Source organism: Pseudomonas sp. LB1P83, from assembly GCF_054897885.1.
Genome location: NZ_CM142709.1, coordinates 2096357 through 2106227, shown reverse-complemented (window position 1 = coordinate 2106227; position 9871 = coordinate 2096357). Strand labels below are relative to the sequence as shown.

Genomic DNA, 9871 nt, shown 5'->3' with positions numbered 1-9871 from the left:
GGACTGTGCCATGGCGATCAAACAATTATTAAAACGCACCAGTGGCTGGCTATACCTCAACTCGTCGGTGGGGCGCACTCAACTGCAAGGTGCCGGCGTGATCCTGATGTTGCACCGGGTGCTGGCCAGTGACCAAGCCGCCGAACTGCCCCACCGCAACGAACTGTGCGTCGGGCCGAAAGCCTTTGAACACTTGCTGGTGTGGCTGAAAAAACACTTCGACTGCGTGTCGTTGATGGACATCCTGCAACCCGGCACGGTGAGATCGGATCGGCCGAAAATCACCCTGACCTTTGACGACGGCTGGCGTGACAACGCGGTGAACGCTTTCCCGCTGCTGCAAAAATACCAAGTGCCGGCGAGCATTTTTCTCTCCACCGACTTCATCGGCAGCCGCCAGCGGTTCTGGTGGGAAAGCATCGGTGAAACCCTCTGGGGCAGCCACGGTGAACGGGCCCGGATGCAATTGATCGGCTGCCTTAAACAGGTCGGTCGGCCGTTGCCGGTGCCTTTCGATGAACTGGATGTGGAGCCTCGCAGCCTGGCCTTGCTGCATTTTCTGCACAGCCTGAAAACCCTCAGCCCTGCTGACCTGAATCGACTGACCGATGAGTGCCCGGACGAGTCATTGCCCCAGGCGCTGGACTGGCATCAGGTGCGCGCGCTGGAAGCCTCGGGGCTGGTGCGGTTCGGCCCGCACGGCGCCAGCCATTCGATTCTCACCGGCCTTGATGATCAGCGTTTGCACGAGGAACTGAGCCGCAGCCGCAACGCCTTGCAAAACAGCTGCAACCGGCCTCTGCCGGTCTACTGCTACCCCAACGGAGACAATGATGCGCGGGTGCGCGAACAACTGGCCGACCATGATTTCCCGTTCGCCCTGGGCACAGGCACCGGGATTTATCGGGGCACCGAAGATCCCTTGAACTTGCCACGCTTTGGCGTCAGCCAACGGGTGGCGCGCAATCCGCAGCTGCTGTCCTGGCGCCTGTACCGCGGGGCACGCGCATGAGCCGCAACCGTTACCTCAAGCATCTGGCCCTGAGCATGGGCACCAAACTGGCGATGATCGGTTTGCGGCTGATGCGCAACGTGCTGCTCGCCCGAATCCTCGGGCCGAGCGAACGAGGCTTGTTTGCCCTGCTCAGCACCCTGCCTGACTTGATCAGCGCTGCCACCAGTGGCGGGCTGAATTCGGCGGTGGGTTTTCAGGCGGCCAAACAGCGGCCCATGGGTTTGCTGCTGAGTCAGGTGCTGGTGTTTGGTTGCCTGCTGGCGGGTCTGTTGACCTTGCTGGTGGTCGCGCTGGTGCGCGAGTTCGGCAACGAACTCGACATCACCACGCAATTGGGCCTGCTCGCCTGGCTGTTGCTGCTGGCGGTGCCGCTGACCGTGCTCAAAAGCGGACTGCTGACGCTGCACAACGCATCCGGCGGCGTGGTGGCCTTCAATGCGTTGCGCCTGATGGAATCGCTGGTGCCACTGCTGTTGTTTCTCGCCTTGTTCTGGATGTGGAAAGACGCCGCGCTGGAAGCGGCGCTGATCAGTTGGCTGTCCGGCATTAGCCTGGTGGTGCTGGCGGGCTGGTTCTGGCTCAAACGTGCCCAGCCCCTGAAATTGCAATGGGACCGCGCCAGTCAGAACGAGCTGCTGCGTTACAGCGCCCGCAGCCATCCGGACCTGTTGTTCCAGCAAGTGATCCTGCGCTCCGATTACCTGTTCATCGGCGCGCTGCTCGGCAGCACCGCACTCGGTCATTACGCCATGGCCAGCGCCGCCGCCGAGTTGCTGCTGATCGTCCCGGAAGCCGTGACCACGCCGCTGATGAAACGCCTGCTGCAACAGGAAGAAGGCATCGACAAAGTCACGCCCCTGGCCCTGCGCCTGACCGCCACGGTGATGCTCGGCGCCTGCGTGACCATGGCCGTGATCGGCGAATGGCTGATCGTGACGCTGTTCGGCGTGGCCTATCAGCCCGCCTATCCCGCCTTGTTGGCGCTGCTGCCGGGCCTGCTCGGCCTGTGCTACGCGAGCATCCTGCGCCTGGACTTGCTGGGTAAAAACCGCCCCGGCACGATTTCGCTGTTGATGGGCCTCGGCGCCTTGCTCAATTTGGCGCTGAACCTGGTGTTGATTCCGGCTTACGGGATTGTCGGTGCGGCGGCGGCATCCTCCATTGCCTACGTAGCGGTGACGCTTGCGCTGCTGGTGATGTACTGCCGATTGAGCGGTGTACCGGTCTGGCAAACCCTGATCATCCTGCCCAGCGATGTAGCGCCGATGCTGCACATGCTGCAAAGGAAGTCGGCATGAAAGGCCTGGCCCTGCTGTTGAGTCTGGGCCTTTCGCTGAGCGCCCACGCGGCGCCCATGCGTTGGGCCGATATTCGCGACGGCAGCCTGTACCTGCAACCGGACCGCCCCGACACCTTGACCATTCGCTGGGCACCGGCGTGGCAGGCGGATGCCAACGAAGAACGCCTGTACCTGCTCGATGGCCAAGGCAAACTTCAGGGCGAGCGCCTGATCGCCGCCAGTGAATCGCGCGGCAGTCAGAGCTGGCCGCTGGCGCCGAGTGCCTCCAGCTATCAACTGGAAATTCCGGGCTACAGCTTCCGTCGCTACCGGGTAGAACACGACGACCGCACGGTGGCGCTGTTCGCCCCGGCCAAGGTGCATTTCAGCGCCGAAACCCACAATGGCGATGAGCTGTATTTCAAGGTGGCGCCGGGTGAACACGCGGTGCTGGCCGGCAAGTTCCACGGTGGCGTCAGTGCCCTGCAAGCGCAGCGCGTGGGCGACGGCAAACAAGTGGCGCTGGCGCTGAAACCGTATCGCGGCTATTGGCAGTTCGACAAGGTCGAGTTGCCCGTCGCCACCGAGCCACAGGTCTGGCGCCTGCGCCTGCAAGGCAGCGGCAAAGTGGCGTTCTGGCTCGATGGCACCGCCAACCTCTTCGCCCAGAACCCGCAGCAGCTCAAACCCCTGCGCGAGGACGATGGCCAGACCCGGTTGACGCTGCACCCGAAAGTGCTGGGGCCGACCCCGAACCTGGCCATTGCCCTGCCCTACGTCAAGGTGCCGGAGTCGAGTTATGCGGTGCTCGATGCACTCAAGCCACAGGCGGGGACTTATTACAGTTTCGTCGACATCACGGCGAAGAACCCGCACTACGAAGACGCTTTCCGCAAGTTGTATCAGGATCGCTTCGGCATCACCCAAGACATCACGCTGTTGGCCGGGAGCCAGCGTCAGGCTGACCTGCGCGCCGACACCATGAGCAACGCCGGGCTTGATGCCTGGCTCGCGACGACCCGTGCCCTCGGCGGCAAAGGCACGCACTACATTGGTTTCGCTGACGAGCCGAACCTTAACTACCCGGACTACGCCAACTACCAAAGCATCTTCAACAGCATGGCCCGGCAAGTGCGCAGCAATCCCGCCAACGCGAAAGCCGGCGTGCGCATCGCCATGCCTGCCAGTTCGCGGTTGGTCAACGGCCCGTTTGCCGACAACGCCGCCGACAAGCGCGGCATCGATTGGGCCACGCGCTTGCTGGCCGAATCCGGCGACAACATCGATGCCCTGGCCTGGCACGAATGGATGATTCGCGACCTGCTGGCGACTCGGGTCTACCGTGACAGCGTGCGCCGTGCCGCCGAGCTGGTCGGTCTCGACGCCCAAGGTCGGCCGCGCAAAGCGTTGCTGCTGGACCAGACCAACATGTCCAGCGGTTCCAGCCTCAGCCCTTACGATCAGGAAACCGACTTCGCTTCGTTGTGGTGGGCTTCAGTCGTCATCAACTCGTCCCAGGATGGCTTGCTGGAGATGCTCGGCTGGTTCCAGGCCGCCGACGAGCCGAACTACCCCAAAGGCATGTTGCGCGTGCTCGGCGAGAACTCCTTCGAACTCAAGCCCGTGGGCATGGCCCAGCAGTTCATCCGCGAGCATTGGCTGCGCGACGTGATGAGTCTGGAGAATGACGCTTTCGAGGTCGACGTGCTGGCCATGGCCGAGGACCTCAAACGCAGTTTGCTGGGGGTCAACAAAGGCACGCGCTTGCAGCGTGTGGCCCTGACCGGGGCGCAGTGCCCGATGGCCAACGGTTCATTGCGCTATTTCGGTGCCGACAACCGTGCCCGCGACGCGCCATTTGATTGCAAGGACGGTCGCGTCAGCTTCGAGCTGCCAGGACGGACCCTGTTTACCCTTAGCTGGAGCACCTCATGAATTGCCACGAATTGAATAGCGACGCCGGTCATTGGCCGGGCCTCGCATTACTCCACTTACGGCCCGTGCCGTCAGGAGTCAATACCATGAGCGTTTTGCAGAGACTCAGCCGCCACATCAAACAAAAAGGCTTGCGCGCCACCCTCAAGAAAATCTGGAAGCACTACGTGTTTTCCCACGAAGAACTGTTGTGGATGGAGCGCGACCTGGTCAGTCCGGTGCCGCCGAATAAACTGCGGCCCTACCCGCCGCTGCGCCTGGAGACCATCACCGAGCAAAACGCGGTGGCGTTCACCCGTCACTTTGGCGATCGCGTGGAAACCATGGCCGAACTGGCCCGCGAGGGTCATACCGGGCACATGTACCTGGACGAAAACGGCGATACCGTGGCCTTCATCTGGGGCAGCGCGCGCAACTATCACGACCGTCATTACTACCGCTGCTGGTTCCCGGTGAAGGAAGGCGAGTTCTTTGAATTTGGCGGCGAGCAGATCCGCGCCTACTGGGGCACGCTGTTGTCGCTGGACCTTCAGTTGAACCTTTGGAAGGCCATGCAGGCAAAAGGCTGCAACACAGTGGTGGATGTCTGCGAGTTCCACAATATCCCGGCCCTCAAGCTGCACATTCGCATGGGGTATGAGGAACAAGGGCGGATCATGAACGTCTACGAGCTGTTTGGCCGCTGGCGCTTCTTCCGCGAAACCCATTACAGCGGCTCACGCCTGGATGCCTTGCGCAAACCGGCCCGTGAACCTGCCCCGGCAGCGGTGACCTGACCCTATGGCAGCACGATTCGAATGGCGCACTTCACTGTGCGCCGCTGACTTTCCGGCAACGGCTTATGAAGCGTTGCGTCTGCGAGTGACGGACCACACGCCGTTCAACACCCTGGCCTGGATGCGCGCGTCCGAACAGACACTGACCACCGGGCAACGCTTGCACGTGTTGCTCGGCTGGCATGGCAAGGAACTGGTCTTGTGCTTGCCGTTGGTGGCCTGCGTCGAACGTTTCGGAAGGCTGCCGTTTCGCGTGCTGCATCACCTGGGCTATCCCCTCGCCGACCGCCTCGCGCTCCTCGCAAAAACGGACTCGGAGAATATCCGCAAGGCACTGATCGAGATCCGTCGACAGCTGCCCCATGCCCTGCTGCAACTCAACGAGTTGTCGGAACCTGTCGGCGAAGAAAGCGCACTGACCGAGTGGATGACCCACAGTTCGACCGGTGAGCGACGCCTCAGCTGTCGGGTGCCGGTGCACGTGATCAGCGACGCGGACCACCAGGAAGTCTCCGGCGACCCGCGCTACAAACTGCGCCGCGCGCGCAAACGCATCGCGGCGTGTGGCGCCCAGGTTCGGCGGATCACGCCCGACGCGTCGACCATGGGCCCGTTGTTGCAGGCCATCGGTGAAGTCGAAGCGGTCAGTTGGAAAGGTGATGAAGGCGTCGGAATTTTCGCCGACGAACGCCACCGACAATGGATGGACCGTGCCTTCACCGCCCTCGCCGAACAGGGCCTGGTGCGGGTCGTGGTGCTGGAACTGGACGGGCGCTGCATCAGCTACCGTCTCGGATTGCTGGAGCAGGGCCGACTGTACGATTACAACCTGGCATTCCTGCCGCAATACGCCGATCTGGGCAGCGGTCGGGTGCTGCTCGATGAATGGATTCGCTGGGGGCTGGACGAACACTGGCGCTGGATCGATGCCTCGCGGGTGAGCCTGGAAAACTCCAACCATCAACTGCACGAACGCATGACCGGGCAACTGGAACACTGGCGCTGGAGTTTTTACTCCTGGCGCCCCAGCGGTCTTGCGTTGGGCCTGGCCCTGAGACTTTGGCAGTGGCTCAAACCCGTGCTGCAGAAACGGCGAGCCAAACGTGCCGCAGCGGCCGTTGCCGCCGCACCGGCCCCCGTCGCCGCGGTGATTAAAGCGGCGCCGCCAACCGACAACAACAGGGAGAGCGAACATGCCTCGCCAAGTCATAGTCAACGCTGACGATTTCGGTCTCAGCCCATGCGAAAACGCCGTGATCCTCGGTGCGTTCCAGGCCGGGGTGATCAGCTCCGCCACGGCCATGGCCAATATGCCGGCCTTCGAAGCGGCCTGCGTCATGGCCCAGCACCCGTTGCTCAAGGATCGGATCGGCCTGCATTTCAACCTCACCTACGGGCGCCCCTTGAGTCAGTCGATTCTGGCTCGATCGAACTTCTGCGACCGCAACGGGGTATTCGATCTCAACCTGCCCCGCCACCGCTTCTGGCTTAGCCGCCGGGACCGCGACGCGGTGCTGGAGGAACTCAAGGCCCAATGGCAACGCTGCGTGGACAACGGCGTACGGCCCAGCCACATCGACTCCCATCAGCACGTGCACAACATCTGGCCCATCGGTGAAATCGTCGCGCGCTTCGCCGCGAGCCAAGGGGTGGCCGTGCGCCTTGCGCGCAATCTGGGGCAAAACCTGAGCTTGCCCAAACGCGTATTCAAGACGTTGCTCAATAGTCGCTTGCAGAGTCTGGCCGGTGTAACTGCCGATTATGTGTGCACTCCGGTGGACCTGCGCAACGACGCCATGCCGACCGACGGTGTGCTGGAAATCGTGGCCCATCCGACTCAGCTCGGCGCCGATTTCGGCGATGCCTATTTGCGTTCAGAAGAGTCGCTGCCCCTTGTGCTAGAGCGGCGCCTTCAAGGTGTTCCACGGGTTTCCTATGGCGCTTTGAACACCCATCTAATGACGGGTGAAGCAGCGCTCGAATGAGTTACATAGGTTGCAACATATTCAAAACTGGCGCTTTGACATGAACCAGCAACCTTGATCTATACCCATCAAAAAAACGTTTCCACCACACCCTGGCTTAGGCTAAGGAGAGCGTCATGAGCATCATCGAAAAGCTTCGCGAACGCATAAAACAAAAGGGCCTGAGCCGCACGTTCAACACACTGTGGAAACGCTACGTGTTCTTCCACTGGGAGCTTTTATGGATGGAACGCGACCTGATCAGCCCGGTAGCGCCGCACAAACTGCGTCCCTATTCGAGTGTCCGCCAAGTGACCATTACCCCGGAAAACGCCATCGCTTTCAGCAAGCATTTTGGTGACCGCGTCGAGACCATGGCCGAACTCGCCACCGAGGGTCACACCGGGCACATGTATCTGGACGAAGAAGGCCACGCTGTTGCGTTCATCTGGGGCAGCACCCGCGACTACCACGACCGTCACTATTACGGCTGCTGGTTCCCGGTCAAACCTGGTGAGTTCTTCGAGTTCGGCGGCGAAATGACCCGCCCCTACTTCGGCACCAGCCTGTCGGTGGATGCTCAGGTAGACCTCTGGGCGGCAATGGCGGCCCAGGGCTGCCACAAGGTGGTGGACGTCTGCGAAACCCACAACATCCCTGCCCTGAAGCTGCACATCCGCATGGGCTATCACGAACAGGGTCGGGTCACCCACGTCTACGGCCTGTTCGGCCGCTGGCGCTTCTACCGCGAAACCCGCTACACCGGCTCAAGGCTTGATCCGCTGCGCAAACCGGGACGGCCGGTGGTGACGGCGGCGGCGAACGCCTGATTTCTGATAGACAGACCGAGTTGCTGCCATCGCGAGCAGGCTCACTCCCACAGTAAATCTCCAGCGCACACAGCATTTGTGTTCGACGGGATTCAAATGTAGGAGTGAGCCTGCTCGCGATGGCGGGGGCACATTCAGCATTGATGTGACTGAAAAATTGCTTTCGCGGGCAAGCCTCGCTCCTACAGGGGATCTCCAGCGCACACGGGAGTTGTGTTCGACGACGATCCAATGTGGGAGTGAGCCTGCTCGCGATGGCGGTGGGACATTCAGCATTGATGTGACTGAAAAATTGCTATGGCGAGCAAGCTCGCTCTCACAGTAGATCTTCAGCGCACACAGCATTTGTGTTCGACGGAATTCAAATGTGGGAGTGAGCCTGCTCGCGATGGCGGTGGGATATTCAGCATTGATGTGACTGAAAAATTGCTTTCGCGGGCAAGCCTCGCTCCTACAGGGGATCTCCAGCGCACACAGATTTTGTGTTCGACGACGATCCAATGTGGGAGTGAGCCTGCTCGCGATGGCGGTGGGACATTCAGCATTGATGTGCCTGATAAATTGCTTTCGCGGGCAAGCCTCGCTCCTACAGGGGATCTCCAGCGCACACGGATTTGTGTTCGCCGGGATTCAAATGTGGGAGCGAGCTTGCTCCGGGCGGCGTTCCGACGATGGCGTCAGTGGGAGCAACTCAGTTCTCAGCGCTTCACCACCACCAACGTAAAACACAACGGCAACTGCGCCGTCTGTTTCTCATACCGGTCATAGAGTTCCTCGCGGTTGGAATGCGGGTACTCCTTGAAGTGGCTGATCTGCAGCCCCGCCTCGATGGCGCCGGTGAAGATGGCGCCCAGGGTGTGGACGAACCAGTAGGACGGAGCGGCCGGCTGCTCGACTTTGCCTTCATATACAATCGGCTGATCCTGAACGAACGGCTCGCTGCGAAAGTAAGAGCTGTCCAGGCGATAAGGATCGGCAGCTTCGGGGACGACCATTTCCAGGAAGGGATGGGTTTCGTACACCACCAGCGCACCGCCAGGCTTGAGGGTCTGCGCGACATGGCGAAAGAATTCGCCGATGTCTGGCATCCAGTTCAAAACGCCGATGGTGATCAGCGCCACGTCGAAGCGCTCATGAAGCTCGGTCGGCAAGTGATGAATGTCGGTCTCGATGAATTCGGGCTCATGCGGCGAGCGGGACGCCAGCTCTCGCGCCTGATCAAGAAACGCCTCGGACTGATCCACGCCCACCACGCTGCGCGCGCCCAGCGCAAACAGCGAAATACTTTCCCGCCCGTTGTTGCAGCCCAGTTGCACCACGTCCTTGCCATCGACGCCAACCTGCTCCAGCAAACCGCGAAGTGTGTCGTCGATGCAGCAAAAATCACGCTGACTGACCGCCTTCACCAGGGCCAGCCAAACGGGGGTGTCTTTGTGGTGTCGGGCGGAATCGTTCCAGGCATCGCGGTTGCTGGCGATGGCGTTTTCTTTGGTCGGCATTTCCATTGCTCACTCCAGAATTCAGCTGTTTGTTGACCGGCACGAGTCTAGATCAGGGCTCTGAAAAACCCCATTGGGCGTTTGTTGGAATGTTGTAAGCCGGGCGCCGCGAACGCGTGCCCGTACGGCAGCTATAGTTAATGGCCTTGGGGAAGCGCAGGAAAACCGATTTCACAGGTGTTGCCATGAAAACAACTGATCTGACGCTGATGTTCGCACTTAGCCTGACCGCCATCACCGGCGCCCAGGCGGACGACACGCTGACACCCACCACCGATTACAGCAGCAACTTCAATTACTACGGCGCCGACCAGCCCTTCGCCCACCCGGTGCCGCCCTCCCTGAGCACGGTGCCGCCTCGGTCATACATCCCGACGGCCCCTCAGGATTTCATCCCGATTGCCAGCCAGCATGAGTTCTACGACTCAGTTTTGCCGACGGTCGCGGATGCCTCCGTTCGAGTATTCATCCGTTCCTACGATCCGGAACGCGGTGTTTACGTCAACGAAGAAGTCCTCGACCCCCGGTGCGTACTCGAATGCCTCAGCCGTCAGGGGGCGACGTTGCAATAAG

The 9871-nt window shown here is 61.1% G+C and carries 9 protein-coding genes; 8 read left to right on the top strand and 1 reads right to left on the bottom strand.

Annotated elements, in window-relative coordinates; translation table 11 throughout:
• The first annotated feature begins 10 nt into the window (after positions 1-10).
• The 7 genes from ACYZTY_RS09745 (at position 11) to ACYZTY_RS09715 (ending at position 7799) form a co-directional block, all read left to right on the top strand.
• On the top strand, positions 11-1012 hold the full coding sequence (locus ACYZTY_RS09745) for a polysaccharide deacetylase family protein (protein WP_461958272.1): 1002 nt from the start codon (positions 11-13) through the stop codon (positions 1010-1012).
• On the top strand, positions 1009-2313 hold the full coding sequence (locus ACYZTY_RS09740; protein ID WP_461958271.1) for a lipopolysaccharide biosynthesis protein: 1305 nt from the start codon (positions 1009-1011) through the stop codon (positions 2311-2313). The genes ACYZTY_RS09745 and ACYZTY_RS09740 overlap by 4 nt, the downstream gene beginning before the upstream one ends.
• Positions 2310-4229, top strand: a complete 1920-nt coding sequence (locus ACYZTY_RS09735; RefSeq protein ID WP_461958270.1) for a hypothetical protein — start codon at positions 2310-2312, stop codon at positions 4227-4229. The genes ACYZTY_RS09740 and ACYZTY_RS09735 overlap by 4 nt, the downstream gene beginning before the upstream one ends.
• Before the next feature lie 86 nt (positions 4230-4315).
• On the top strand, positions 4316-5005 hold the full coding sequence (locus tag ACYZTY_RS09730) for an N-acetyltransferase (RefSeq protein ID WP_461958269.1): 690 nt from the start codon (positions 4316-4318) through the stop codon (positions 5003-5005).
• A 4-nt stretch (positions 5006-5009) separates the two neighbouring features.
• A complete protein-coding gene (locus ACYZTY_RS09725) occupies positions 5010-6227 on the top strand; it encodes a GNAT family N-acetyltransferase (protein WP_461958268.1) in 1218 nt (405 codons plus the stop codon).
• Positions 6199-6990, top strand: coding sequence for a ChbG/HpnK family deacetylase (locus tag ACYZTY_RS09720; RefSeq protein WP_461958267.1), 792 nt, complete (start codon positions 6199-6201; stop codon positions 6988-6990). The genes ACYZTY_RS09725 and ACYZTY_RS09720 overlap by 29 nt, the downstream gene beginning before the upstream one ends.
• Positions 6991-7106: 116 nt before the next feature.
• Positions 7107-7799, top strand: a complete 693-nt coding sequence (locus ACYZTY_RS09715) for a GNAT family N-acetyltransferase (RefSeq protein ID WP_461958266.1) — start codon at positions 7107-7109, stop codon at positions 7797-7799.
• Between the two features lie 698 nt (positions 7800-8497).
• On the opposite strand, the gene ACYZTY_RS09710 is transcribed toward ACYZTY_RS09715, so the two are convergent.
• The gene (locus ACYZTY_RS09710; protein ID WP_461958265.1) at positions 8498-9304 is read right to left on the bottom strand and encodes a class I SAM-dependent methyltransferase; all 807 of its coding nucleotides are present in this window, start codon (positions 9302-9304) and stop codon (positions 8498-8500) included.
• 179 nt (positions 9305-9483) lie between these two features.
• Between ACYZTY_RS09710 and ACYZTY_RS09705 the strand changes: the two genes are divergently transcribed.
• Positions 9484-9870 carry a hypothetical protein gene (locus ACYZTY_RS09705; protein ID WP_461958264.1) on the top strand — a complete coding sequence of 129 codons (387 nt, stop codon included), beginning with the start codon at positions 9484-9486 and terminating at the stop codon, positions 9868-9870.
• Position 9871 lies beyond the last annotated feature (1 nt).